Source organism: Ruegeria sp. CDSC002 (genome assembly GCF_059610905.1).
On the sequence record NZ_JBXWOM010000010.1, the window covers coordinates 57,651 to 83,645 of the forward strand.

Annotated in this window: 27 protein-coding genes; 13 read left to right on the forward strand and 14 right to left on the reverse strand. The window is 58.5% G+C overall.

Annotation, left to right across the window (positions count from 1 at the left end; translation table 11 throughout):
- The first annotated feature begins 73 nt into the window (after positions 1 to 73).
- The 3 genes from flaF to AC2FJE_RS17710 are packed head-to-tail and all read left to right on the forward strand — an operon-like array spanning position 74 to position 1,637.
- Positions 74 to 448, forward strand: a complete 375-nt coding sequence (gene flaF, locus AC2FJE_RS17700) for a flagellar biosynthesis regulator FlaF (protein WP_282120341.1) — start codon at positions 74 to 76, stop codon at positions 446 to 448.
- Positions 448 to 846, forward strand: a complete 399-nt coding sequence (flbT, locus tag AC2FJE_RS17705; RefSeq protein ID WP_109310643.1) for a flagellar biosynthesis repressor FlbT — start codon at positions 448 to 450, stop codon at positions 844 to 846. Before flaF ends, flbT begins: the two co-directional genes overlap by 1 nt.
- The gene (locus AC2FJE_RS17710; RefSeq protein WP_496761255.1) at positions 846 to 1,637 is read left to right on the forward strand and encodes a DUF1217 domain-containing protein; all 792 of its coding nucleotides are present in this window, start codon (positions 846 to 848) and stop codon (positions 1,635 to 1,637) included. The genes flbT and AC2FJE_RS17710 overlap by 1 nt, the downstream gene beginning before the upstream one ends.
- A gap of 87 nt (positions 1,638 to 1,724) precedes the next feature.
- Here AC2FJE_RS17710 and AC2FJE_RS17715 read toward each other — a convergent pair whose 3' ends face one another.
- The 3 genes from AC2FJE_RS17715 to AC2FJE_RS17725 form a co-directional block, all read right to left on the reverse strand.
- Positions 1,725 to 3,296, reverse strand: coding sequence for a DUF427 domain-containing protein (locus AC2FJE_RS17715; RefSeq protein ID WP_282170517.1), 1,572 nt, complete (start codon positions 3,294 to 3,296; stop codon positions 1,725 to 1,727).
- A gap of 107 nt (positions 3,297 to 3,403) precedes the next feature.
- Positions 3,404 to 4,105: a winged helix-turn-helix domain-containing protein gene (locus AC2FJE_RS17720; RefSeq protein WP_058279725.1), complete on the reverse strand. Its 702-nt coding sequence runs from the start codon at positions 4,103 to 4,105 to the stop codon at positions 3,404 to 3,406.
- Complete coding sequence (locus tag AC2FJE_RS17725; protein WP_058279726.1) at positions 4,077 to 4,361, reverse strand: hypothetical protein; 285 nt, start codon at positions 4,359 to 4,361, stop codon at positions 4,077 to 4,079. Before AC2FJE_RS17725 ends, AC2FJE_RS17720 begins: the two co-directional genes overlap by 29 nt.
- Positions 4,362 to 4,538: 177 nt before the next feature.
- Here AC2FJE_RS17725 and AC2FJE_RS17730 point away from each other — a divergent pair, with 177 nt between their 5' ends.
- From AC2FJE_RS17730 to AC2FJE_RS17745, 4 genes are all read left to right on the forward strand, one after another.
- Positions 4,539 to 5,006, forward strand: coding sequence for a hypothetical protein (locus tag AC2FJE_RS17730; RefSeq protein WP_058279727.1), 468 nt, complete (start codon positions 4,539 to 4,541; stop codon positions 5,004 to 5,006).
- A gap of 110 nt (positions 5,007 to 5,116) precedes the next feature.
- Positions 5,117 to 5,734: a ribonuclease HII gene (gene rnhB, locus AC2FJE_RS17735; protein WP_282120336.1), complete on the forward strand. Its 618-nt coding sequence runs from the start codon at positions 5,117 to 5,119 to the stop codon at positions 5,732 to 5,734.
- Between the two features lie 107 nt (positions 5,735 to 5,841).
- On the forward strand, positions 5,842 to 6,945 hold the full coding sequence (locus tag AC2FJE_RS17740) for a site-specific DNA-methyltransferase (RefSeq protein WP_058272589.1): 1,104 nt from the start codon (positions 5,842 to 5,844) through the stop codon (positions 6,943 to 6,945).
- 144 nt (positions 6,946 to 7,089) lie between these two features.
- On the forward strand, positions 7,090 to 8,472 hold the full coding sequence (locus AC2FJE_RS17745) for an adenylate/guanylate cyclase domain-containing protein (protein ID WP_282170514.1): 1,383 nt from the start codon (positions 7,090 to 7,092) through the stop codon (positions 8,470 to 8,472).
- 84 nt (positions 8,473 to 8,556) lie between these two features.
- Here the strand turns inward: AC2FJE_RS17745 and AC2FJE_RS17750 are convergent, their stop codons facing one another.
- Both AC2FJE_RS17750 and mutY read right to left on the reverse strand, forming a co-directional pair.
- A complete protein-coding gene (locus AC2FJE_RS17750) occupies positions 8,557 to 9,693 on the reverse strand; it encodes an alkane 1-monooxygenase (RefSeq protein WP_496757090.1) in 1,137 nt (378 codons plus the stop codon).
- A gap of 59 nt (positions 9,694 to 9,752) precedes the next feature.
- Positions 9,753 to 10,808, reverse strand: a complete 1,056-nt coding sequence (mutY, locus tag AC2FJE_RS17755) for an A/G-specific adenine glycosylase (RefSeq protein WP_496757088.1) — start codon at positions 10,806 to 10,808, stop codon at positions 9,753 to 9,755.
- An 81-nt stretch (positions 10,809 to 10,889) separates the two neighbouring features.
- Here mutY and AC2FJE_RS17760 point away from each other — a divergent pair, with 81 nt between their 5' ends.
- Positions 10,890 to 11,396 (forward strand): DUF721 domain-containing protein, encoded by a 507-nt coding sequence (locus AC2FJE_RS17760; protein WP_496699430.1) that lies wholly within the window; start codon positions 10,890 to 10,892, stop codon positions 11,394 to 11,396.
- A gap of 14 nt (positions 11,397 to 11,410) precedes the next feature.
- A complete protein-coding gene (locus AC2FJE_RS17765; RefSeq protein ID WP_108861100.1) occupies positions 11,411 to 12,073 on the forward strand; it encodes a DsbA family protein in 663 nt (220 codons plus the stop codon).
- Between the two features lie 38 nt (positions 12,074 to 12,111).
- On the opposite strand, the gene lpxK is transcribed toward AC2FJE_RS17765, so the two are convergent.
- The 5 genes from lpxK to AC2FJE_RS17790 form a co-directional block, all read right to left on the reverse strand.
- Complete coding sequence (gene lpxK / locus AC2FJE_RS17770; protein WP_496757086.1) at positions 12,112 to 13,110, reverse strand: tetraacyldisaccharide 4'-kinase; 999 nt, start codon at positions 13,108 to 13,110, stop codon at positions 12,112 to 12,114.
- Positions 13,097 to 14,332, reverse strand: coding sequence for a 3-deoxy-D-manno-octulosonic acid transferase (locus tag AC2FJE_RS17775; RefSeq protein WP_496761258.1), 1,236 nt, complete (start codon positions 14,330 to 14,332; stop codon positions 13,097 to 13,099). Before AC2FJE_RS17775 ends, lpxK begins: the two co-directional genes overlap by 14 nt.
- Positions 14,329 to 15,129 (reverse strand): inositol monophosphatase family protein, encoded by an 801-nt coding sequence (locus tag AC2FJE_RS17780; RefSeq protein WP_496757081.1) that lies wholly within the window; start codon positions 15,127 to 15,129, stop codon positions 14,329 to 14,331. Before AC2FJE_RS17780 ends, AC2FJE_RS17775 begins: the two co-directional genes overlap by 4 nt.
- On the reverse strand, positions 15,116 to 16,462 hold the full coding sequence (locus AC2FJE_RS17785; protein WP_058272581.1) for a TldD/PmbA family protein: 1,347 nt from the start codon (positions 16,460 to 16,462) through the stop codon (positions 15,116 to 15,118). The genes AC2FJE_RS17780 and AC2FJE_RS17785 overlap by 14 nt, the downstream gene beginning before the upstream one ends.
- A 174-nt stretch (positions 16,463 to 16,636) precedes the next feature.
- Positions 16,637 to 18,160, reverse strand: coding sequence for a DUF2125 domain-containing protein (locus AC2FJE_RS17790; protein ID WP_109310654.1), 1,524 nt, complete (start codon positions 18,158 to 18,160; stop codon positions 16,637 to 16,639).
- Between the two features lie 138 nt (positions 18,161 to 18,298).
- Between AC2FJE_RS17790 and AC2FJE_RS17795 the strand changes: the two genes are divergently transcribed.
- The 3 genes from AC2FJE_RS17795 to AC2FJE_RS17805 are packed head-to-tail and all read left to right on the forward strand — an operon-like array spanning position 18,299 to position 20,381.
- Positions 18,299 to 19,042 carry an SDR family oxidoreductase gene (locus AC2FJE_RS17795; RefSeq protein ID WP_496757078.1) on the forward strand — a complete coding sequence of 248 codons (744 nt, stop codon included), beginning with the start codon at positions 18,299 to 18,301 and terminating at the stop codon, positions 19,040 to 19,042.
- Positions 19,039 to 19,647: an enoyl-CoA hydratase/isomerase family protein gene (locus tag AC2FJE_RS17800; protein WP_496757074.1), complete on the forward strand. Its 609-nt coding sequence runs from the start codon at positions 19,039 to 19,041 to the stop codon at positions 19,645 to 19,647. Before AC2FJE_RS17795 ends, AC2FJE_RS17800 begins: the two co-directional genes overlap by 4 nt.
- 11 nt (positions 19,648 to 19,658) lie before the next feature.
- A complete protein-coding gene (locus AC2FJE_RS17805) occupies positions 19,659 to 20,381 on the forward strand; it encodes a VOC family protein (RefSeq protein WP_496761260.1) in 723 nt (240 codons plus the stop codon).
- Here AC2FJE_RS17805 and AC2FJE_RS17810 read toward each other — a convergent pair whose 3' ends face one another.
- Positions 20,382 to 20,696 (reverse strand): HNH endonuclease, encoded by a 315-nt coding sequence (locus AC2FJE_RS17810; RefSeq protein WP_496761264.1) that lies wholly within the window; start codon positions 20,694 to 20,696, stop codon positions 20,382 to 20,384.
- 48 nt (positions 20,697 to 20,744) lie between these two features.
- On the opposite strand from AC2FJE_RS17810, the gene AC2FJE_RS17815 reads away from it, so the two are divergent.
- Positions 20,745 to 21,929, forward strand: a complete 1,185-nt coding sequence (locus AC2FJE_RS17815) for a TIGR03862 family flavoprotein (RefSeq protein ID WP_496757068.1) — start codon at positions 20,745 to 20,747, stop codon at positions 21,927 to 21,929.
- Here the strand turns inward: AC2FJE_RS17815 and holA are convergent.
- From holA to leuS, 3 genes are read right to left on the reverse strand one after another with little or no spacing between them, the layout of a single operon-like run.
- A complete protein-coding gene (gene holA, locus AC2FJE_RS17820; protein WP_496757065.1) occupies positions 21,926 to 22,954 on the reverse strand; it encodes a DNA polymerase III subunit delta in 1,029 nt (342 codons plus the stop codon). The two genes, AC2FJE_RS17815 and holA, sit on opposite strands and share 4 nt — an antisense overlap.
- Positions 22,951 to 23,442: an LPS assembly lipoprotein LptE gene (lptE, locus tag AC2FJE_RS17825; protein ID WP_496726559.1), complete on the reverse strand. Its 492-nt coding sequence runs from the start codon at positions 23,440 to 23,442 to the stop codon at positions 22,951 to 22,953. The genes holA and lptE overlap by 4 nt, the downstream gene beginning before the upstream one ends.
- A complete protein-coding gene (gene leuS, locus AC2FJE_RS17830) occupies positions 23,429 to 25,981 on the reverse strand; it encodes a leucine--tRNA ligase (protein WP_496757063.1) in 2,553 nt (850 codons plus the stop codon). The genes lptE and leuS overlap by 14 nt, the downstream gene beginning before the upstream one ends.
- Positions 25,982 to 25,995: the final 14 nt, after the last annotated feature.

A 25,995-nucleotide genomic window follows, 5' to 3' on the forward strand; every position in this document is an offset into this window, starting at 1 on the left:
AGGACAATGGTCGGGGCGCGGCGACGCGCCCCGATACTAACCGCCAAATGGCGGATTACTGGAAGGATTTCACGTGACACCGCAAGCCCTTGCACAACGCGCATATGCACAGACCGCCGCGCCAACGCGTACCCCGCGAGACACTGAATACGAAGCGATTTCGAAAATCACACGCAGGCTCAAGGCCGCTGCGGCCGGTCAGCAGTCCGATTTTGGCGCATTTGTGCAGGCTCTGCATGAAAACCGGCGCCTGTGGACTGTATTGGCCAGTGGTGTCACCGACTCTGACAATGCTTTACCCAATGATCTGCGTGCGCGGATATTCTATCTGGCCGAGTTTACCGAACAGCACAGTAGTCAGGTACTAGGGAACAAAGCATCGGTTGAACCTTTGTTAGAGATCAACATGGCAGTCCTGCGCGGCCTTCGCCAAATGGGGGCGACCTGATGGCCGGATTGGTTTTGAAATTGGCACCGAAAGAGCGGGTTTTGATCAACGGCGTAGTCGTTGAAAATGGCGACCGGCGCAGTCGGTTTTCGATCATGACGCCTGAGGCAAACGTATTGCGCCTGCGGGATGCGATTCACCCGGATCAGGTAAATACGCCGGTTCGACGCGTCTGCTACGCCGCTCAGCTGGTGCTGTCTGGCGATATGGAACCTGATCAGGCCCGCCAACAATTGTTGCGCCGCGTCGAAGAGCTGAGCCAGGTCTTTACCGACGCCGACAGTCGCCGGGTTTTGTCCGAGGCAACCCAGGCGCTGTTGGACCAGCAATTTTACAAATGCCTCAAGGCTCTGCGCGCGCTGCTGCCGCGCGAAGAGCGGCTGATGGCCTACCAGTAATGACGTTCCAGCCGGTCATACTTTCGGGCGGCATTGTCGGTTGGCGGTTTCTGCAGCGTACATATGACGCCCAGATCGACAGCTGTTCCTCATCCTCCGTCAACAAGAGGGACAGCGAGTACTTTCTGCAAAACATCAAAAAGGTCCAAACAGCAGAGGATCTGGTGTCCGACCGCCGGCTGTTGCAAGTCGCGCTGGGCGCCTTTGGGTTGGAGTCTGACCTGGACAATCGCTATTTCATCCAGAAAATCCTGTCCGACGGAACAAAAGCCCAGGATGCGCTATCCAACCGTCTGTCCGACAAAAGGTATCGGCAATTTTCCGAGGCGTTTGGGCTGGGGCCGGGCGAGGTTCGCAAAACCGGGCTGATCATCAACATGGAGGACATTGCGCACGACAATGTCGTGTCGCGTTTTGAAATCGCGGTGGGCGAGTCAGATGAAACGATGCGTATCGCTTTGTATGCCCAGCATGCGCTGGGTGATCTGGCGCAAAAGGCGGGCAGCAAAGATACCAAATGGTTCGATTTGATGAGCCTGCCACCGCTGCGACGCATGATGGAGACGGCACTTGGGTTACCGTCCAGCTTTGGCCAGTTGAACATCGACAGACAGTTGGAAGTATTCAAAGACAGGTTGTCAGGGCTGACCGGGTCCGACGACCTGACCCAGTTTAAGGATGAGGCCGCGGTCGGGCGGCTGACAGATCAGTTCCTTGCCCGCAGTCAGATCGCCCAGCTTGAAAGCATCATTTCCCCGGCGCAGACCGCGCTGATCCTACTGGGCGGGTAAGGCATGGAAACCATTGGTCACGCACCCGAACCTTGATCAGAAACCCCAACACTCAGCGCTTTGAAACATGCAAGCCGATTGCGGACTTCAAGCGTTCAGAACGGCATCCGCGGAAGTCCTGAGAGCATATGACTCGACAGGTTGCGACACGTTATGCAGCTTGACGTCGCCAAGCGGAAAGGCGTTGGCGCAAGCAGGCAGAATATCGGCAGACACGACAATCCTGTGGTTCTTGGTTTTTCCGTATTCACCCAGACGCGCAGCGATATTCGCGGCTTGTCCGATCACGGTAAAGTCCAGCCGTTCGCGCGAGCCGACATTGCCGTAGGTCACGCGCCCATAGGCAACGCCGATGGAGCAATCGCAATGCACATCGGACCCTGATTGGCGCAGCTCTCCCAGTTTTTCGACGATATCGATGGCGCTGCGCTGGGCATTATCGCGGGCGGCTTTTGCATCCTCGCCTGCCGGAAACACGGCAAGGACAGCGTCGCCTATGAACTTCAGGACCTCGCCGCCATTTTCATGCACGATGCCAGAAACGGTTTCGAAAAAGTCGTTCAACAGATTGATATACGCCTCGCGCCCAAGCTGTTCCTCAAGACTGGTCGAATTGCGGAGGTCGCAGAACATGATGGCAGCATCAATTTCATCGCCGTCACCGCGACGGATTTCACCCCCAAGAACACGCGCGCCCGAGCGCTTGCCGACATAGGTTTCCAGCAGGACCTGTGCGTTTTCGCGCTGCATGAAAACCTCATAGAATCGGGCGATGACCAGCGAACATTCGAACACCAGCCCAAGGTTTTCGGTCGTGAATCCGTCCGGGTGATCACAGGTCAGGGTCAGAACGTTGGTCCGCCCATCCGAGAACGGCAACGGCATGGCGACATAGTCGGTTGCCCCCTTTTCCCGCAGGTCTTCCATGATCGGAAAGCTGTTGTGGGGGTTTTCGGCGTTCAGCCGCTGACGCACACCGCCTAGCCCGTTCGACACATGGCGCAACGGGCTGTTGATGTATGCCGGGTGGTCGTGGATTTCATAGGTCGGAACATTGGTCGAGATCTCAGCCTCGCCCTTTTCCCAAATATAGTGTTTGCCGGCGATCAAAGGGTGTAGGGACCATGTCAGAATGCTGAGGCGTTGAATGGCAATCCCGTGTTCCAGCATTTTCTCAGCCAGTGCTTTGGTGAACGCCTCAGGCGTGTTGTTTGCGGACGCCCCACGCATCAACCAATCGATCAAAGGGCCGCTGATATTGCCGTCTTGGGGTTCCCGCAGTTGGTTGTCGCCCAAATCCATCCGGGAATAAGCATTGGGTAAAAACCCGATATGCCCCTGAATGGCGGCGCTTTCGGGGAGAGCTTCTTCGTAGGCCCAAACGGAATTGGCAAGCCGTTCGCCGCCAAGAATGACGTCGTGATAGGTTGCGGTGCCCTTGAAGGGGCAAAAAGTCTGCAGCTCGGTTTCGTCGCTGAGATCCACCAGCACGTCTTCGCGCGGAATGTAGATCGTCGGCGGCAGCCGTGTTTCGTACATGACTTTGGCGTTGCTGCTTTCAGCTAAAAGGGTCTGGTCCCGGTAAATCGCAATCTTACCATCTAACCGTTCGACCGAGATTCCATAGCCTTTTGGTCTTGCTGTGGCGTGGACGTTCATCTTCATCCTCCCTGGCGCGGGGTCCCTATAGGATGGGCCTTGTGAAGAGGTTTTCCAAGGGGCAGCCTCGGCATTTTTCTGCACGATAGCTGTGCGGTCCTATTGGATCAGACCATCTGGATCACGTCCTTTTCGATGGACAACATATAGCCTTTCTTGGCGATGTTCTTGACCAGCAATTCGCTGACCATCTGATTACCCAAGGCGTCACGCAGCCGTTTTATCCGCGTAGCGCCAGCGGCTTCGTCACAATCGGCGGCGCTTTTGCCCGAAATCACTGCTTCGATCTGAACGCCAGACAGGACCTCGTCATCCAATCGGGATTCGGCAAGGACCGACAGGGTCTCCATCGCAGCTGGGGTTAGTTTGAAGTCCATATTATTCAGATATACGGTGTTTTCCTCGCGACTGATCAGCAGCGACGTGACCTGAATACCCGTGCGCTCGATCTGCGCCATCCGGCGGTTCAGCATCACCAGCATCACCAGAAAGACCAGCGCCGTCACAAGCATGGCGCTGGCAAAGACCAGCAATACGAAAATCACCATCCGATAGCTGGACAGGGTATCGGCAAAGGCGGTGCCGGACTGGGCCAGAATCTCAAGCAGCCGGATTTCCGTCTGCGACGTCAGGTCGCTTTCGACAAACAACCGCTCCACTCGCGCGTTGAAGGCGTTGGCGTCTGGCAGGGTCCAGAACAGGAAGACGGCGGCGGTTATCAGGATCAGGACGATTGCCGCTATACCTGCGCCGACCAATCGTGTGCCTGACCGCCTGGCCTCAGTAACGGAGATAGAATTGTCCGGCATTGGCCTTCCTTTTTTCCAATCCTTCCGGCCCAAAGACAGACATGACATTCAACAATGTCCAGCCCGACGCACTAAGGCGTTTTGAGGCTTCTTGCTGGGCCTGGCTTTTGTCACAGGCCGAAACCTGCATCACGCCGTAATGCAGCCGCAGTGGATTGTCCTGCTTGGCCTTATAATCCGCATAACACTCTGCCGACGCAGCAGTACCAAGCGATATCAGGGCCGCAACGGCCAGAGAAGAGAGGATCGGTTTCATAGGCTGCATCCTGCGCATGGGTTTGCACGATATTCAATAACCTAAGGGGTTTGAGGGGCGTGATATCGGATAACAACCGCCCGTTATTGCTTGTCCGAAGGGTGCGGACCCAGTGTTGGGGCATCACGTTTGCGGTCTGTGCCGGATCGCCCCGAAACACCAGGAAGGACACGCACTATGCACCGGAAGTTCATCGCTTTTATCGTTGCCACCGCTATCACCATCACCGGCGTCTCAGCCTCGCAGGCGCGGGCGGCGGATGCCAAGGACATCCTTGGCGGGCTTGCTGCCATCGCGATCATCGGTGCCGGGGTCCACTACTATAACAAGGAAAAACGCAAGGACCGGACGACGCGTCATCAGACCTATACGCCTCAGCCTTATGTGGCCCAGCCCAGTTACCCAGTGCGCCCCTTGCCGCAACACGTCGCGCGGTATGATCTGCCGCAGAAATGCCTGCGCAAGTATAGCGCCTATTCGAACAATCACCCGCTTCTGGCTCCGAAATGCCTCAAGAAGCATTACAAACATGCCAATAGCCTGCCGCAAGAGTGCAAGGTCGGTTTCTGGAACGGCAATAAGGTGAACCGGGCATATGAACCCGCATGCCTGCGCCAGAAGGGATACCGCGTCGTTTACAAGTAATCACTTTCGAGCAGGAGCGGTGCCACAGAAGCGCCGCGCAGGAGAGGGTGGCACAAGCCGCCCTCTCTTTTTGTCTTGCGGTGGGGCGCGAAACGCGGTTTTCGGTTGGTATGACAACGCCAGATTATTCGATTGAACAGGCGGCAGTGGCGCAAGGGTATCTGCGCATTGCCGGTGTGGATGAAGTGGGCCGCGGGCCATTGGCCGGGCCAGTGGTTGCTGCCGCCGTGATCCTGAACCCCGAAGATATTCCCGAGGGGCTAAATGACTCCAAGAAACTGACGGCCAAACGGCGCGTTGCAATGGACGCTGCCGTTCGCGACCGGGCGGAATTCGCCATTGCCGACGCTTCGGTTGCCGAGATTGACGAACACAACATCTTGCGTGCCTCGCATCTGGCGATGGAACGTGCGGTTGCGGCCTTGGATCCGCCGCCTGACTATCTGCTGATCGACGGAAACATGATCCCTCGCGGTTTGACGATCCCGGCGCAAGCGGTAGTCAAAGGGGATGCGCATTCCGTGTCGATTGCAGCGGCTTCCATCATTGCCAAAAACTGGCGCGATCAACTGATGGTGGATTTGGCGCAACAGCATCCAGGCTATGGATGGGAGAAGAACGCAGGCTATCCGTCAAAACAACACAGGGAAGCGCTGCAAAAACTTGGTGTGACCCCACATCATAGGCGTTCGTTCAAGCCGGTACACAATATCTTGTATCAAGAGTAAATCGTAAGCCGCTGATTCAAAAAAGAAATTGACGGCGAATCGACTTTGACTCATCCTTGTCTCAACCAAATGAGCGCAAAAGCGCCGTGGATACTTGAGGCAGTAGAATGACAACAACCACTAAAAAGGGCGCAAAAGCGCTCCCTTTAAACACGATTCTATCTGGCGACTGCATCGATGTGATGAACAGTCTACCTGCGGAGTCGGTTGACCTGATTTTCGCGGATCCGCCGTATAATTTGCAGCTCAAAGGCCAGTTGCACCGCCCCGATAACAGCCAGGTTGATGCGGTCGACGATCACTGGGATCAGTTTTCAAGCTTTGGTGTTTATGACCAGTTTACCCGCGAATGGCTGAAAGCGGCGCATCGTCTGCTCAAGCCAAATGGCGCGATTTGGGTGATTGGGTCCTACCACAACATCTTCCGCGTTGGCACAGCCCTGCAGGACGCCGGATACTGGATTTTGAACGACGTTGTCTGGCGCAAATCGAACCCGATGCCGAATTTCCGCGGCAAGCGGTTTACCAACGCGCATGAGACGATGATTTGGGCCTCAAAGCGCGAAGGTGCTAAGTATACTTTCAACTACGAAGCCCTGAAAGCGCTGAACGAAGGTGTGCAGATGCGCAGCGATTGGGTTCTGCCAATCTGCACCGGGCATGAGCGCCTCAAGGATGAAAACGGCGACAAGGCGCATCCGACACAAAAGCCGGAATCCCTGTTGCACCGTGTCCTGATCGGTTCGACCAACCCCGGTGATGTTATTTTGGATCCGTTCTTTGGCACGGGTACCACTGGTGCTGTCGCCAAGATGCTGGGCCGCGAATTCATCGGGATCGAACGCGAGGAAAGCTATCGCAAGGTCGCCGAGAAGCGGATTTCCAAAGTCCGAAAGTTCGACCGTGAAGCGCTGGAAGTCAGCGCCAGCAAACGCGCAGAGCCGCGCGTGCCCTTTGGCCAGTTGGTTGAACGCGGCATGCTGCGCCCGGGTGAAGAGCTTTATTCCATGAACCAACGCCACAAAGCCAAGGTTCGGGCTGACGGAACGCTGGTGGGCGACAACGTCAAAGGTTCGATCCACCAGGTCGGGGCACATCTGGAAAACGCTCCCTCTTGCAATGGCTGGACCTACTGGTGTTTCAAGCGCGATGGCAAAACGGTGCCGATCGACGTTTTGCGTCAGCAGATCAGGGCCGAGTTGCACAACTGATTTCAAGAATACCGCCGGTGCCTGTGGCCTGACACAAGGCACTACGCCTTGCCCCGCCGATCTCGGCGGGGTCTTTTGTTTTATTCTTCATTCAGTTCCGATATGAGATTCCTTGTCCTGCTGCTTACGGAAGGAACCTTGGCAATGTCGGATACCACAGCCAGCGAATCCCGATTTGGGCGGTTTTTTGTAACACAGCCAGACAAGTATGATCTGGACAACAAGTACACCGAGGCTGCGCTGGAACGACACAAGCGCGAAGGGTTGGAACTTGCCGTCCGCGCCCGCTGGGTGGCGATGGGCCTTACCGGCATTTTGTTGATCTACCTGAACCCCCATTGGGACGTTCTGTGGTATCACTTCATCCTGTTATTGATTTGCGCCAATGGTTGGTTGATCCGGCGGGCTGGCAGCGTGGGCCAGTCACGGGTCGAGCTTTTACTGATCTTCGTCGACTTGCTGATCATGACTTTGGGGATGATCGTGCCGAACCCGTTCAGCGATGATGTTCGACCGCTGGCAATGCAATACCGGTTCGACAACTTCCAGTATTTCTTCATCATTCTAGCCGCGGGAACTCTGGCCTATTCGTGGCGCACAGTCGTGGCTATCGGCACATGGACGGCGGCGATGTGGACGGTAGGCTGGATCATCGCCTGGTGGGTGGCTACGCCAATCCCGGGCATCAGTGAGCGCGTGTACGAGGCGTTGGCCGGGTATCCGGATGTAGCGGAGTTGCTGGACCCCAACAGTTTCATGGTCCCTCAGCGTATTCAGCAGGTGATCGTATTCCTAATGGTCGCGGTTACGCTTGGTATCTCGATGCGGCGGCTCAATCGATTGTTGATGACAAATGCCGGGCTTGAGAGGGAGCGTGCAAACCTGTCGCGATATTTCTCTCCAAACGTCGTGGACGAACTCAGCCAGAATGATGAGCCGCTCAAGCAGGTTCGCAAAGAAGACATCGCCGTTTTGTTCATCGACATCGTGGGGTTTACCAAATTCGCGGCCGGGCGCGACCCGTATGAAGTCATCGAAGTTTTGCGCGGCTTTCACGCCCGAATGGAAACCGAAGTGTTTCGCCATCATGGCACGTTGGACAAATACCTTGGGGATGGTCTGATGGCCACATTCGGTACGCCGGTGACGACCCCATTGGATGCCAGTAACGCGGTGGCTTGCGCGCGCGATATGTTGGATGTGATTGATCGCTGGAACCTGGAACGGCGGCGGGCAGGTGAGCCGGAAATTCGCGTGGGAATTGGGGTTCACTATGGCTCGGTGGTATTGGGAGATATCGGAGCGAACCGACTGGAATTTGCGGTTATCGGGGATGCGGTGAATGTCTCCGCCAAGCTCGAAGCGATGACGCGTGACCTTGGTGTTCGCGTGGTGCTGAGTGACGCGGTCCGGGCACAGGTGATTCAGGAGGGCAATAGCGCCGCCGACCTGACAGCAGGTTTTGTGAAGCATGAAAACCAGCCCGTTCGCGGGGTGCAGGGCACTATGGATATCTGGGCGCAGTAGAACGGGCAGCTCCCGCCGGTCGGCCACGCATCAAAGATGCGCGTCATTCTGTTGGGCCGGGCAGCGCGCGGGCGCGCGCTGCGGTCACGAACGCGGCAACGGGTTGAGAGATCTGTTGTACGGTTTCCAATCGGTGACTTCGGGATAATATTGACGCCGCCAGGCCCGAACGCGGGGGTTCATGACGCGCCGCCAAAGCGGTGGGACCATCGCAGCGACGGTCATAACCGGATAGCCATAGGGCAGTTGCGGAGCCGCATCTTCCGAATGATGCCGCAGCAGCGGAAAGCGCCGGTTGGGTTTGTAGTGATGGTCCGAGTGACGCTGCAGGTTGATCAGCAGCCAGTTCGACGCTTTTTGCGAAGCGTTCCACGAGTGGCGCGGCTGGACATGCTCGTACTTGCCATCGCCAAGGTGTTTGCGGGTCAGGCCGTAATGTTCGACGTAGTTCACCAGTTCCAGCTGCCATATGGCGACGCCCGCCTGCACCAGGAACAGGGCAACGCCCGGCCATCCCCCGACCACGAAAGCCAACGCCAGCATACCCGCCTGAAGCGCCCAATAGCGCCAGAACGGGTTCGCGGGGTCGGTCCACGGACGTTGCTTGCGCCCCAGCTTGTCCCTTTCTGCGTGGAACGCGGACGCAAGGCATTGCCACAGAACGCGCGGATAGAAGCGGTGAAACCCTTCATTGTACCGTGCAGTGACCGGATCGCGTGGTGTTCCGACATAGCGATGGTGAACCAGCAGGTGTTCGGACCGGAAATGAGAATACAACACCATGGCCAGTAGAATATCACCCAGCCAACGTTCCGACCGCCCTTTCTGGTGCATCAGTTCATGGCTGTAGTTGATCCCGATGGTGCCCGAGATCACACCCATCCCGAAGAACAATCCAATCTTGCTAAAAACAGACAGGTGATCGGTATGAGTGGCGTACCAGAGCAACCCAAACAGCGTAAGAAACTGAACCGGGGCCCATGCCTTGGTCAGCAGAATGTACCATTTGAGACCGCCGTCCGGCGTGGCCGGATCGGCATTTTCAAGGTTCAGCCCCGTTAACTGATCCAGAACTGCAAACGCCCACCAGGTCGAAAGAGGCACAAGCAAGACCCACCAGCCTCCGGCAACGGCGGTAAGCCAGATGACGGGGATCAGCAGGAAGGACACCCAGAAGGGCAATGCCGCTTGCCAGCGTGACAGACTGTCTGATGCGATCATCGCTTCGCTCCGAGAAACTGTGGGCAGACTAGCCTCACCCGGCAATGCCACACAATGGGTTACGTAGAGCGCCAGAGGTCATACGCTTTGCGCATAACAGTAGGTAGGTCACTGGGGCGGAAAGCGTGTTTTTCCATGACAATCAGATCGTCATGCGACCAGCCGACCGGCAGCGTGGTCGTCCAGATGCGCAGGATCAGGTGGAAGTGGGTAAATGTATGGCGTACCTCACCCGGCAGCACCTGCCATTCGCACGGAAAAGGCGGTGCCTCGGCCGGGCCGTCTGACCATTCTGACCCCGGCCAGCCCAGCATACCACCCAGCAGCCCCTTGTCGGGACGACGTTCCATCAGAAAGGCTCCGTTATCGCCTTGGGCTATATAGACATGGCCGTATCGCGTGGGTTTGGGCTTTTTTGGAGTCTTGCGTGGCAAATCGGATTGCGTTCCAGCGGCGCGAGCGGCGCAGGGGGCTTGCACCGGGCAGATACCGCAGGCCGGAGATTTTGGTGTACAGATTGTTGCCCCCAGGTCCATGACCGCCTGCGCATAGTCACCCGGTCGCGTGGCAGGCGTAAGTGCAGCCGCATGCTTTTTCAGTTGCAGTTTTGAACCGGGCAAAGGGTCGTGAATGTCGAAAAGTCGGGCCATAACCCGTTCCACGTTGCCGTCCAACACGGTTTCGGGTCGGTCGAAGGCGATGGCGGAAATTGCAGCGGCGGTGTAGGGACCGATTCCCGGCAGTTTCAGAAGCGCGTCATAGGTATCGGGGAACGTTCCACCATGTTGTTCGGTCACGACCCGGGCGCATTTCAGAAGGTTCCGCGCACGCGCGTAATAGCCAAGTCCTGCCCATTCCCCCATGACCTGATCATCCGGGGCGGCGGCCAGGGCCTGAACTGTCGGCCAACGGGTTGTGAACCGCACGAAATAGTCGCGTACGGCCGCAACGGTGGTCTGCTGCAGCATGACCTCGGACAACCATATGCGGTAGGGGTCCGGCATTATGCCCGCAGCCCGATCGGCGGGAGCTACGCGCCAAGGCATCTCGCGGGCATGGCGGTCGTACCAATCCAGCAGCGCACTGCTCACGTCAAATTCACCGGAGTCACGCAAGTTTTATCTATCTCCCTGTCGGGTTTCGCTGGCGCCTGTTGTCCTGCCCTTTACAATAGCGGCGCAGGAGTTGGAAACCAGATGCAGCGCAGACGTTCTTCGACCCGCGGGTTCAAACGCACCGCGACATTGCTGAACGACCAGATCAGGCGCGCCGGTGAAAGCCGGGGCTTTGCCGTGTCACGCCTGCTGACCCATTGGTCCGAGATCGTTGGACAGGATATGGCCGCTATCGCGCGACCGGTAAAAGTGGGTTACGGGAAGGGTGGTATTGGTGCCACGCTAACGGTTCTGACCACCGGACCGCAGGCCCCGATGCTGGAGATGCAGAAGGAACAATTGCGTGGCAAGGTGAACGCGGTTTATGGCTATAATGCCATCAGCCGGGTGCGCATCACCCAGACCGCTCCGACAGGATTTGCCGAGGGGCAGGCCAGTTTCGACCACAAGCCGAAACAAGCGAAACCCAAGATCGAACCAGAAATAGCAGCCGAGGCAGACCGCGCTGCGCAGGAAGTTCACGATGGTGATCTGCGCGCAGCCCTTGAACGTCTGGGCCGTAACGTTTTATCCAAGCAAAAACGCTGAGAAAGGGCTGAGAAATGAGCCGTATTGCAACCGGAATTTGTGCGGCCGTCGCCGTGGCCGCTGGCGGTTATTGGCTGTCGCTGTCAAATTCCAACCCCGCCTATCCGCTGATTAGCAGCGCCGAGGCGCAAGAGGCCGATCTGGACACCTCGACCATCGTCGAGATGACTCTGGGCGCCGAAGATGCACCAGTCGAGATCATCGAATATGCGTCCTATACCTGCCCGCATTGTGCGAATTTCCACTCGGGAGCGTACAAGCAGCTCAAGAAGGATTTTATCGACACAGGTAAGGTGAAGTTCATCTATCGCGAGGTCTACTTTGACCGCTATGGCCTGTGGGCGTCGATGGTTGCACGCTGCGGCGGGCCCGAAAAGTTCTTTGGCATCTCCGACCTGATCTACGAAGGTCAGTCCGAGTGGACCAAAGCCGGTGGTCCCGCTGAAATCGTGGACGAGCTGCGCAAAATCGGGCGTCTGGCTGGTATCGACAATGATCAGCTTGAAGCCTGTCTGCAGGACGGAACCCGCGCGCAGACGCTGGTCGCCTGGTATCAGGAAAACGCCGAGCGCGACGGTATTCAGGCGACCCCGTCCTTCATCGTGAATGGCAAGCCGGTCGAGAATCAGTCCTATGACGGCTTCAAAAAGCTGATCGAAGACGAACTGGGCAGCTAATTGCTTTTACGACCGGCTCAATCCGGGCCGGTCGTCCTTCAGGGCGACGGGGCGATCTGCAAAAGCATCTGCTTGATCTTGTCCGCCTCATCGACATTCAGACGAACCGGAAGCGTGATGACCTTGCTGCGAAACGCAGCGGGTAGGCGAACGGCGTCTTTTTCCGTGGTGACCATTTGCGCGCGCAACAAGCGGGCTTCGTTTTCAAGACGGGTCATCAGGGCGGGTGTCAGCGGCTGGTGGTCATCCAGCGCTTCGGCCCGCAGCAAGGTCGCGCCTTGCTGGCGCAAAGTGGCAAAGAACTTCTCGGGGTGTCCGATGCCTGCAAAGGCAAGAACAGGCGTATCGCTCCAATCCATGCCGGTTTGCAGCGGCTCAACCGCGCCAGTTGCATGTGGGACGGACAGTTTTTTCCCCCAGCGTTCGGCAAACTCGATTTGGGCATCAGCTTCGCCAAGGGACAGCACCAAATCAGCGCGCCGTAATCCGACTTCCACCGGTTCCCTCAGCGGGCCAGCCGGTAAGCACTGTCCATTGCCGAACCCGCGTGCCGCGTCCACCACAATGACCGAGAAATCCTTCGCCACCGAGGGGTTTTGAAACCCGTCGTCAAGCACGATGACTGTGGCACCCGCCGCGGCGGCTGCTTTTGCGCCAGCGGCGCGGTCTTTGGCTACCCAGACATCGGCAAAAGCCGCCAGCAACAGGGGCTCATCCCCGACCTGCGCCGCGGTATGCTTGCCGGGGTCCACCCGCACCGGCCCTTCGAGCGAGCCGCCATGGCCGCGCGTGACCACATGTGTCTCATGCCAGGCATCGCGCAATTGCTCGATCATCCAGATCACAGTCGGGGTCTTGCCGGTGCCACCCGCGTTCAGGTTGCCAATGCAAATGACAGGAACACCCGGGTTAATACCGGGTTCCGAGGCGACCCGACGCGCCGTAGCGCCAGCATAGAGCCGCCCAAGCGGTGCCAGTAGCCGTGCGCGCAGGTCCAGCCGATCTGGCGCGGTATTCCAGAAATCAGGTGCTCGCATCGTCTGCACTCCGCTGGTCCAGGTAGTCCTGAATCATGTCGATCAAGTGATCCGCCTGCGGCGCACCCTCGGTAACGATCTGCCACCCGGCCAGCGCCATATTGGCGGCCTGATCCGGTGCCAACAATTCCACCACTGCATCGCCCAGTTCGGTGGCGGACCTGACCGTTCGCGCGGCCCCGGCCCGGTCAAGCTGATCGTAAAGCTGTTGTTGGCTGTGCACAAACGGGCCGTGGATCACAGCTGATCCCAGCGCCGTGGCGATCAGCGGATCCGCGCCCCCGGCGCCGCGTTCCAGAGAGCTGCCCATGAAGGTAACGGGCGATACCCGTTGCCAAAGACCCAGATCCTCGGGCACGGCGGAGAGGATCACCTGAGTCATATCCTCGATCGTCCCGCTTTCGTCCCAGTTGGTACAGCGCAGATCCATCGCTTCAAGCCGCCGATGCAGCGGTCCGGCTTCGGTAACGTCGGCCACTTGCAATACCAACGCCAAACGCGGCAGCATGCGCATTGCCTGTCTATGGGCGCTGAGGACCGAGATGAATTCTTTGTCCTGGACCCACGCCGCTAACCAGACCGGTCGGCCAGACAGCGCATGGTTCACCTCGATCAGCTCGTCCTCGGGCCATGGGCGCGGATTTGGGCTGATATGAAGGGGCGGTGCCTCTTGCACCTTGTTCGAAGCGACGCCTAGCCGCCGAATTTGACGGGCAATTTCCGGTGTCGTGCACAGGATCGTCTGAAAACAGTCAATCGTGTATCTTGTGATATCGGGCAACCAACGGCCGCCCCGTGCGATTTCTACGTCCGCCTGTGCTTCGATCAACATCAGGGGAATCCCGCGTTCCTCGGCGCGCGTGATCACGTTGGGCATCAGGCCGCCCCCGACCCATATTCCGATATCCGGCTGCCAATGGTCCAGAAACGCGCGCGCGGCCCCGGTTTGTTCGGCGGGCAGGTTGACCAAAGGGTATCCGCTGCTGACCCATCTTGTCAGATCTGCATCAGGTGGCGCGGTCAGAACCACCGACAGATTGGGGCGCGTTTGCTGCAACCGCTGGCAAAAATCAACAATAGCGCGGTGACGTTCCCACGCATTTATGTGCAGCCACAAAACCTCGCCCTCGGGGCGCGCAATATCGCCGTTGCTGGCGGTATTTTGCATACCCCAGGACAGCACGCGATAGGCGGCAAGGCTTAACGAGCGTGGCTTGCTCATGGTGCGATTCCAGGGCTTTCCGGTTCGAGTTGTTCCGACAGTAGCCCATAAACACCTGAACCCGCAGCGATCACACCGTTCAGACACGGAATTGCATTGTTGAACCGCAGAGGCAGCCCCGCGCGGTCCGAACACCGGCCGAGGGCTTCGCGTATAATCAGATCACCGGCGGCGATGTCCCATTCCCAACTGGGCCTGAGGGTCATCATCCCGTCAAATCGTCCCTGTGCAACAAGGGCCATGCGATAGGCCAGAGATGGCCTGTAGTTCCGTTTGAACTCGGGTACCTGCCCCTGACGCCAGTGTTGCGGCTGCATGTTGGGTTTCGCGGCCAACACCTCGGCGCTTTCCAACACACCGAGTTCGCTGACCCGGATCTTTTCGGTGTTGAGCGTGGCACCCTGACCTTTTGCTGCGGCATAAAGCAGGTTTCGCAAAGGCAGGTAGATCACAGCGGCCGTCACTTCGCCCTGTTCGGCGATGGCCAAGGAATGGGCCCAGGTCCGCGAGCCTTCGGCAAAGCTGCGGGTGCCGTCGATGGGATCAATGATGAAAACACGGTCTTTCGACAGCCTGTCAGCTGAATCCTCGGTCTCTTCGCTCAACCAGCCATACCCCGGACGCGCTGCGGGCAGCATTTGCTCAAGCATCGCGTTGACGGCCAGATCTGCTTCGGTCACCGGGCCGGCTCCGTCGGGTTTATCCCAGCGTTGCGCCGTGGTCCCCGAAAACCGAGTGGCGATCTTTCCGGCTTCCAATGCGGCGTCAATCAGCAGTTGCAGGTCAGGTGCCGGCAAGTGTCATTCCTTCGATTAGGATCGATGGCACCACGCGGGACAAGTACGTACGTGCGTCATTTGCCGGAATAATCCGTTTCAGCATGTCACGCAGATTGCCAGCGATCGTGCATTCGTTGACGGGGTGGGTGATTTCCCCGTTTTCGACCCAAAAGCCTGATGCCCCACGTGAGTAGTCGCCGGTATTGGGGTTGATCGTCGATCCGATCATCGAGGTCACCAACAGGCCGGTTCCCATGTCACGCAGCAGATCGTCCCGGCTGTGCGTGCCTTGGGTCAGGCTCAGGTTCCAGTTGCTGGGCGACGGGGGGCCGGACACGCCACGCGCCGCATTCCCGGTCGAGGCCATGCCCAGTTTTCGTGCGCTGGCCAAATCCAGGGTCCACCCGGTCAGTACTCCGTTTTCAACAACGGCCCTTCGCTGTGTTGGCAAACCTTCGGCGTCAAAGGGGCGAGAGCCCGAGATACGCGGGCGATGCGGGTCTTCGATCAGTGACAGGTGTTCAGGCAGGACCTGCTCTCCCAGGTTGTCCTTCAGCCATGACGCACCACGGGCAATGGCGGCGCCGTTGCTGGCGGCCAAAAGATGACCGATCAGCGAAGACGAAATCCGCTCGTCGAACAGGACAGGGAATGTGCCTGTCGCGGGTTTTTGTGCCCCAATCAGCGCAACGGCGCGTTCACCTGCCGAGCGGCCAATCTCATCAGGGCTGCGCAGGTCACTCTGGAATGTGCGGCTGTCGCCGTCGTAGTCGCGTTCCATCCCTGTGCCTTGGCCCGAGATAGCAACGCAAGAGGTCGAGCGGCTGCTGCGGGAATACCCGCCGGAAAAGCCATTTGTGGCAGCCAGATGCACGCGGTGGGTGCCATAAGCGGCCGCGGCGTCTGATACTTGGGACACGCCTTCTATGGCAAAAGCGGCAGCTTCGGCAGCCAGTGCATCCTGCAAAAGCGTATCCGCCGATGGTTCCGGCGTCGGGTCGAATTGTTCCAGCGCCGCGATATCCCAGTCTTTTGCAAGCTGGTCGGGCGTGGCCAACCCTGTAAAAGGATCTTCTGGAGCTTCGTTTGCCATGGCCACTGCACGTTGCGCCATCGCCGTCAGCGTTTCGGGGCGACTGTCCGAACTTGAGACGATCGCCTGCCGCTTGCCTAGAAACACACGCAGTCCCAGGTCGGTGCCTTCGGACCGTTCGGCGTGCTCCAGCGCGCCACCGCGGACTTCAACCGATACCGATGAGCCATCCAGAACGATGGCATCCGCCGCTTCGGCCCCGGCTTTGCGGGCCGCGTCCAGCAGGTTATGGCTGATTTCTTCTGGTGTGCGGGTCATGAGGCCTCCGGTCTGTGTGTATTCGACCTAGCCTTGGACCGCCGGTCTCGCAAGGCCTGCGGCTATTTTAGGTTGAGCAAACTATTGAAATGGAATTCGGCACGATGCGCCCAGTGCCGGAGTTCGCACCACGGCGAAGGATTGGGAAGGCAGCGGTGCCGCCTTCCCGAAGTGTTACTTGATACGCTGGCCGTTCGCCAGAATCTGACCGTCCGCAGTGAATTCGATTTCCGAATTCAGCGTGTCGGGCTCGTCACCCGGTACGGCCATCAGACCCATCATCATCCGCGCGCCCATTGCATCGCTGTCCGACACCAGCCCCATCTCGATCAACTTGTCGATCAGGGCATTGGCACCATTCAGTTTCAGCTTGGCAACGCCGGTCGGCGTGGGCATTCCGTCGAACTCTGAGACGTTGGAGTTGTCGAAGGTGAAATCGCCTTCACCTGTCAGCTTGGCTCCGACCAGAGACACCAGCAGTTCGTTGATCTTCAGCGAGTGCAACTCGCCCGGGGCTGCGTCGGATGTATCCAGGTTTTCGACCGCGGTGGGATCAAAGATGTTCAACAGAACCTTGGCGGTTCCGGTGGTGTCCAGCGCAATCGTTGCCGGGTCGCGCGGCAGGGCGCCTGCTGGGTCGAACATACTCCACAGGATATCCGACATGGTGAAGTCGGTCAGGTTCATGGCGAACCCAAACGGTTGGATTTCCTCGGATTTCTGCACCGGGATTTCAAACTTGAACCCGGCATTCTCCATCGCGATTTCGATCGGGAAGGGCAGGTCGGCCGTCGTCACTGCGACTTTCGCGCTGTTCTGCTCGATGTCATAGGCAAGACGCTCTGCGTCGATGCTGGCGCCAAATTTGCCACCCTGAGACTCGCTTCCGACCGAGAATGCCTCGCCTTCGCTGGTGCCTGCAATCGCGTTCTGGCCGGATCCGTAGGTGAACAGCCCCGAGAACGAGAAGCCCGCCTTATAGAAGGCCTGCGGGTCCGAGATGTCGAATTCGGATGGGATAACGTTTGTGCCCTCAAACGCCAGCTGGCTCATCGAGCCGTCAACCCTAGCCGTGTCGCCGCTGTCCGGGTCTTGGAACGCCATATCATAGGTCATCCCACCCGCGGTGAACTTCTGATCAATGTCACGGTTTTCGCCGATTTTCATGACCGAGCTGCCAGCCAGATCTGTCATGTTTAAGCTGAGCGCGAGCGCATCAGCGGGCATTTTTTCGCCGTCCACATTCAGACCATCCAGCTTGATACCTATCGTGTCGGCCGAATAGTCGTAGGTCATTTCGTCGGGCGAGCCTGAAACGACCAGGTTCATTCCGGTCTCAGAATAGTTGATATCGACCGAGAATTCCTCGCCATCTCCCTGACCGGACACGGTCATCACATAGGTGTCAGGGAAATCTATGCTGACCGTGCCGTCGCCGTTTTCCGTCAGGCTCATTTCCGGAACGACCATCTGGAAGGTTGCATCCTCTTCCGGCAGGTCCATCGAAACAGCCATGTCGGCAATCGTAGTTACATTGCCTGAAACGGTTTCGTCGCCCGAAACGGTGTACCCCATTTGGCCCAGATAGGTTTTCCAGTCATTCCAGACATCCTGTGAGGTCAGGTCGGCAAGTGCGCCTTGTGTGATAACGGCATAAGCCAAAACAGCACCGCAACTGCGGCGAAGGAAAACGGACATTACAGTACCCTTCTAGATAATTTTGCCGGCATCGTCGTGCTTGTGGCGTCGGGCGTCAAGGGGCAAGGGCTGGACCATTTCCCCCTTCGCGCGGTAAGCATTCACACAAATTCAAACCGTTGGAGGTATAGGAACCAAATGCAGGGGAAAACCGTACTGATAACTGGGGCCAGCCGCGGCATCGGAGCAGAGGCAGGGCGCCTTTTTGCCGCAGTAGGTGCGAACGTGGCGCTGCTCGCGCGTAGCCGCGATCAGATCGCCGCATTGGCATCTGCGCTGGGCGAAAACGCAATCGCACTGGAATGTGACGTCAGTGATTTTGCGCAGGTCGAACAGGCCGTTGCAGATTGCGTCGACCGCTTTGGTGGTTTGGATGTTCTGATCGGGAATGCCGGTGTTATTGACCCGATCTTCCATCTTTCGAACGCGGATGTCGCGGCCTGGGACAAGGCGATAGACATAAACCTCAAGGGTGTGTTCTACGGAATGCGGGCTGCCCTGCCCATCATGCGCGCAGCAGGTGGAGGCACCGTGTTGACCGTATCATCCGGCGCGGCCTCGAACCCGATCGAAGCCTGGAGTCATTACTGCGCGTCTAAGGCCGGAGCGAAGATGCTGACGGAATGCCTGCATCTTGAGGAATCGATACACGGCATCCGCGCCATGGGTCTGTCACCGGGCACTGTGGCAACCGACATGCAGCGGGTCATCAAGACCAGCGGCATAAACGCCGTCAGCCAGTTGGATTGGAGCGATCATATCCCGGCCGACTGGCCAGCCAAGGCGCTGCTGTGGATGTGCACGTCCGATGCGGATGAATTTTTGGGGACCGAAATCTCGTTGCGGCGTGAAGAAATTCGACAAAGGGTTGGGCTGACGTGATCGAACTAAAAAAAGAAGACGGTTTGTGGATCGTTACCTTAAACAATCCCGGCAAAGCCAATGCGCTGACAGGGGCGATGCTGTCTGAGCTGGCCGAGATTGCCGAAGCCGCTACCGAGGCGCGCGCGTTTATCCTGACCGGAGCGGGCAGCGTGTTCAGCGCCGGCGCCGATCTGGATGAGGCGCGCGCCGGGCTTGCAACCTCGGACGTATGGGAGCGTTTGTCGGGTGCGATCGCTGCCCTGCCATGCCTGACCGTTGCCGCTTTGAATGGCACTTTGGCAGGCGGCGCGAACGGGATGGTGCTCGCCTGTGACATTCGAATAGCGGTCCCGTCCGCCAAGTTTTTTTATCCTGTGATGAAGCTGGGCTTTCTGCCGCAACCGTCCGATCCTGTGCGCATGTCGGCGCTGATAGGGCCGTCACGCACCAAGTTGGTCCTGATGGCCGGGCAAAAGATCACCGCGGATGAGGCTTATACCTTTGGTCTGGTGGACCGGGTGGTGGCACCGGATGCGCTGATGCAGACAGCGCGTGAACTGGTCGCTGATAGCACCGCCGCCGATCCCCAGATCGCTGCCGGTATAGCCGGGCTGTGCGGATGAGGCTCTCTGGCTTGCGACTGCGCGTCGCCGATCCTGAACAACTAGGCAAATTCTATACGGACGTTCTTGGGATGTCGGTGCAAACTCAAGGGGCGAGCCTTCGCATCGGCTATTTGGGGCAGGACGCCGATTTGCTGCTGATGCCTGGCGGCGGCGGATACACCCATGACACAGGACAACGCTATTGGAAGATCGGCATCACCTTACCGGATGTCGATCTGGCCACCGCATTCCTGCGCGAAAAGGGAATTGAGGTATCAGATCCGAAGCAGTTTCTGGACATCGGGTATATGTGTCACCTCAAAGACCCCGAAGGATTCGTGATCGAGCTGCTTCAGCATGATTTTGAAGGCAACCGGCCGCCAAACGCTGCAGACCCGGGCGATCCGTTTGCACAGGCTTGTATCGGCCAGATCACCCTGCGCACCGGAAATATAGAAGCCGAGGATGAATTCTGCCGAGGCAAGGGCATGCGCCTGCTTTCGATGCAGGACATTGGGCAATACGGCTTTGATCTGCATTTTTACGCGTTCACCGACGAGGCTCCGCCAAATCCAGACCCTTGGTCAGTAGAAAATCGCGAATGGCTGTGGAAACGCCCCTACACAACGTTGGAGTTCCAACACGTCAAAGGCGTCAGGTTTGCCTATGTACCCGATTATCGCGGGTTGGAGTTTCAGGGGCTTGCCGCGCCAACCCGGGACGCGTTTGGCGACCCGGTTAATCCCGGCTGATCAACGACCTCGACGCTTGCCCGGAACTTTCGAGCGAAAGCCGGGCGGGCGTTTGCGAACCCAATTCAGGAATTTCTCCAGCCTCGGATGGGCGCGCAGAGCCTCGACGCTGTTGAATTCACGGGCCAACTCCGCCTCGGTCAGGGTCGCATGCACCTCTTTATGGCAAATCTGGTGCAGCAGGACGGTGGGTCCGCCCTTGCCCCCTTTGAGTTTTGGGATCAGATGGTGCAGGCTTCCGTCCCCGTCCCCGTCCCCGTCCCCGTCCGGGATCGGGCGGTTGCAGAGCGGGCAGATCGGATCGCTGTTCGTCATGACGAGGGTAAGGTTGCGTCAGGTGGCGCGAAAGGCAAGAGGGCAGGGATGGCAAAGGCACTGGTGATCGGCGGCGGACCCGCAGGCCTGATGGCGGCCGAGGAAATGGCCAAAGCCGGGCATTCTGTTGTTGTGGCCGAGGCCAAGCCTTCGGTGGCGCGAAAGTTCCTGATGGCAGGAAAGTCCGGGCTGAATTTGACCAAGGACGAGCCGCTTGAGACTTTGCTGGGATCCTATGGTGAGGCTGCGACCTGGTTGCGACCAATGATTGCCGAATTTGATGCCTCGGACGTGCAAACATGGGCGCAAGGGTTGGGGCAAGAGCTGTTCACAGGCTCGACCGGGCGGGTGTTTCCGACATCGATGAAGGCCTCTCCGCTGTTGCGGGCGTGGCTGGCACGGCTGGCAGAGGCTGGCGTTCAGGTCAGAACACGCTGGCGGTGGGTTGGTTGGGACGGTGCCCAAGCCGTATTCGACACGGATGATGGCAGGCAGAAGCTATTCCCCGATGTGACCGTTCTTGCGCTGGGCGGGGCAAGCTGGTCGCGGTTGGGATCAGACGGAGCATGGGCATCGGTGCTGACGGGTAAAGGCGTGCCCCTCACACCTTTCGCACCCGCAAACTCAGCCATTTCCGTGGAATGGAGCCCCCATATGCAGCCGCATTTTGGCGCGGCTTTGAAATCGGTGCGATGGAGGGCCGGAGAGTTGGAAAGTCGCGGCGAGGCTGCGGTTTCGGCGAAAGGGTTGGAAGGGGGTGGATTGTACTCACTGACCCCGGCCTTGCGTGACAGAGCACCGCTTTTTGTCGATTTGGTTCCGGATTTGGATGCCGATACGTTGCGAAGTCGATTTGCGTCAAAGAAATCGAAAACGACCTTTTCGCAGTGGCTGAAGAAATCTCTGCACCTGTCTCCGCAAAAGGTCGCCCTGTTTCATGAAATGTCCAAGCGCGATGGCCAGTTTCCATCGCTAGACGTAAGCGTGATCAAGCATCTGCAGATCAGACACTCGGGCCTGCGCCCGATGGACGAGGCCATCTCCACAGCAGGAGGTGTGCCACGTTCGGCGCTTAATGAGGGGCTCATGCTTACTGCATGTCCCGGAGTGTTTTGCGCGGGCGAGATGCTGGATTGGGAGGCCCCGACCGGGGGGTACCTTCTGACAGCCTGCCTGGCGACCGGCCGTTGGGCTGGGCGTTCGGCGGCATATTGGTTGGATCAAAGCGGTTAGCGGGTCCGCGCCAGCATCGCCAAACGGATCATGGCACGTTCGACCAATGCCATGGCCGGTGCCGTTTGCCCGGCCGAGCGCAGCGACAGGTCCGTATCTGTCAGAACCGTCAACGCAGTTTGCAATTTTGGCGCACCCCACCCTTGGGCCTGACGCAGAATGCGGTCGCGCCGTTTCCCATAAACCGGGGGGCGCAGCTTTCCGATGCCCTGTGCAGCTCCGCCCGGATCGGATGCGCAGGCGTACAAAGTGCGGAAGTGCCTTGTCGCGCCGATGCACAGGCTGACCGCATTGGTTCCCTGTGATTGCAAACGTCGGATCAGCGGGCCGATTTCACCCGCGCGACCATCGGCAACCACGTTCAGCACATCATCCAGTGCGGCCTCGGTCGAGCGGGGCGCGCAGGCTTCGACGTCTTCAATGGTCAGCTCGGAACTGTCACCGCGCTTGTAAAGCGACAGTTTCTCAATCGTTTGGGTAAAGTCACCGGGGCTTATACCGGTTGCCAGCTCAGCAATCGCGGCCATCGAATCGCGCGGGATGTTTTGCAAACCGGCCTCAGAAAGCACTCGTTCGACTTCGGCCCGGGATGGTGGGTCGTCATAGATACCTACCGCATAGGCCGAGCGGTGCGATTCGAACGCTTTGCGAATCTTGGAGCTGGCCTTGAGCTGCCCGGCGGTGACGATGATTTGGGCATCGCCAGCTACCCAATCTTCCAGCGCGGCAAGGATTGCGGGGGCGGCCGTGTCGGTTGTGTCTTCGACGAATACAGCGCGTGGCCCGGGAAAGAACCCGACCGCCTTGACCGCGTCCAGCAACAAGGCCGGATCGCCACGCAGATCGCTTCCGGGCAGGCGGGTCAACCGCATCTCTTCTTCGGCATTGGCGCCCAGCAGAGCGGCCAAAACCTGTTGCCGCTTTAGCGCCACGCGCATCGCATCCGCACCGTAGATCAACAGCCCGGTCTTATCCGCGTCGGGTCTCGAGAAATATCCCTCGGCCTCGCGCGGGCTCAGCTTCATGCGGACAGGCCCGGCGTGGCGTACAGCCGACTGATGATCTGATCGGACAGAATCACCATCAGGCGCTGCGTTGCATCCCGCTCATCAGCCAGTGTCGACACGGTAGACCCGGCGGCCGAATATCCCACGAAATCCGTCACCGAACCCGAGGCGAGAACTTGCCCTGTCGCATTCGATCTAAGCGAATAGTTGGCAGTCCCGTTGATGATAAGACGGTTGGTTTCGTTCGTTGAGGTGATCGATGCCGCCACCGTCTGGGTCACGACGGAAACGTCCAGACTGTATTCACTGCCGGATGTTGCGCTACGACCTAGCTTTTGTTCCAGATCTTCGACCAGAAGAAAGCTGGTGACTGTGTTTGGTGCCGACACTTCTACGCGACCAAAAAGCGCCGAGCCCGATCCGCCCGGAGCGTACACAGGTTCAAACCCGCAGGCGGCAAGCGCCAGCGGCATCAGCAAAAAGGTTCTGCGGTTAAACGACGACATTCACAATCCGGCCCGGTACAACGATTACTTTCTTGGGTGTGGCGCCATCCAGCGCCTTTTGCACAGCTTCGGTGCTCAGCGCGACTTTTTCAACCTCGTCCTTGGGCATATCTTTGGCCACGCTGATTTCCGCGCGGCGCTTGCCGTTGATCTGGATCGGCAGGGTGACGGTGTCGTCCACCAGCATAGCTGCATCCGCAACCGGCCATGATGCCGTGGCAACCAGCCCTTCGCCACCCAGCAGCTGCCAAAGCTCCTCGGACAGGTGCGGGGTCATCGGCGACATCAGCTGTGCCAGCGTTTTGGCGGCCTCGCGTTTGGCTGCGGTGCCCGCCTTGGATTTGGCCAGGGTGTTGGTGAAAGCATAAAGCTTGGCGATTGAGGCGTTGAAGCCGAAAGATTCGACTCCGCCTGTGACGTCATGGATGGCTTTGTGCATCTCGCGCAGCAGGGTTTCATCCTCGGCATTGGCCGGAACATCCGATTCGGCGATTTCCGAGGCGATCCGATGCACACGGCTGAGGTGCTTGAACGCAGCCTCGGCCCCGGATGCGGTCCATTCCACATCCCGTTCAGGCGGCGAATCGGACAGGACGAACCAACGCGCAGTATCCGCGCCGAAGGCCGAGATGATGCTGACCGGGTCGACTACGTTTTTCTTTGATTTCGACATCTTGGCCGAGGGGATAATCTCAACCTCGGTGCCGTCGGCCAGTTTTCCGTCGGTCACATCTTCGGGCAGGTGATAAACCGGACGGCCATTGGCGTCGCGTGTCTGATAGATCTCATGCGTGACCATGCCCTGCGTGAACAACGCATTGAACGGCTCGATGGCTTTCTTAGGCAGGTGACCCGTGATGTTCATCGCCCGCGCGAAGAAGCGCGAATAGAGCAGGTGCAGAATCGCGTGCTCGATACCGCCGATATACTGGTCGACATTCATCCAGTATTCGGCCTCGGCCAGATCGGTGGGTGTGTCAGCGCGTGGCGCGGTGAAACGGGCGAAATACCACGACGAATCGACAAACGTATCCATCGTATCCGTTTCACGTTTGGCAGGCGCGCCGCAAGACGGGCAAGGGGTGTCACGCCAATTGGCATGGCGGTCCAGCGGGTTGCCGGGGATCGAGAAGTCGATGGGTTTGCCGTTGCCATCGTCGTAAGGCAATTCGATCGGCAGATTCTCTTTCTTCTCGGGCACGGTGCCACATTTGTCGCAATGCACGACCGGAATCGGGCAACCCCAATAGCGTTGACGGCTGAGCCCCCAATCGCGTAGGCGATATTTGGTGACGCCTTCACCCCAACCTGCTTTTTCCGCGAAATCGACGGTGGCGTTGATCGCCTCATCCCCAGAGGCCTCGGTCAGGCCTGCGAAGTGGTCCACCCAGCGGACTTTTTCAGTTTTCGGCGGCACAAAGGCGATCTTGTCGACCGGCTTATCGTCATCCAGTGCAAAGAAGGTGTCGATGACCGGCAGGCCATACTTGCGGCAGAAATCAAGATCACGCTGGTCATGCGCGGGGCAGGCAAAGATCGCGCCAGTTCCGTAATCCATCAGGATGAAATTGGCGATCCAGACCGGCAGTTCCCAATTCGGGTCCAGCGGGTGACGCACGCGAATGCCGGTGTCGTAACCCAGCTTTTCGGCCGTCTCGATGGCCTCTTCCGTGGTGCCACCCTTGCGGCATTCGGCAACAAACTCAGCAACTTCGGGGTTTTCGGCCTCAAGCTGCTTGGCAATCGGGTGATCCGGCGAAATACCAACAAAGGACGCGCCCAACAGCGTATCGGGCCGAGTCGTATAGACGGTGATGGGCTCACCACCATCAGTACGTTCGAAGCCAAATTGCAGGCCGCGCGACTTGCCGATCCAGTTTTCCTGCATCAGCCGCACTTTGGCAGGCCAGTTCTCCAGCGTATCAAGCGCATCCAGCAATTCTTCGGAATAGTCCGAGATTTTGAAGAACCACTGGGTCAGCTCGCGCCGTTCCACCAGCGCGCCCGAGCGCCAGCCACGTCCATTTTCCACCTGTTCATTGGCCAGAACGGTCATGTCGACCGGGTCCCAGTTCACCACAGCGTTTTTGCGATAAACCAATCCGGCATCGAGCATATCCAGGAACAAAGCCTGCTGTTGGCCATAATATTCAGGGTCACAGGTGGCGAATTCTCGGGACCAGTCAATGGACAGACCCAACGGCTTCATCTGTCCGCGCATGTCGGCGATGTTGCTATAGGTCCAGTCTTTCGGGTGGCCGCCAATGGCCATGGCGGCGTTCTCTGCGGGCATCCCGAAGGCATCCCAGCCCATCGGGTGCAGCACGTTATGCCCCGTCGCGAGCTTGTGACGCGCAATGACGTCGCCCATCGTATAGTTGCGCACATGCCCCATATGGATTCGCCCTGACGGGTAGGGGAACATCTCAAGCACATAATATTTCGGCTTGTCCGCCTTATGGTCGGCGGTGAAGATCCCGGCCTTGTCCCAGGCCTCTTGCCATTTTGCTTCGATTTCGGTGGCCGAGTAGCGCGACATTGTGCGGTCCTTCG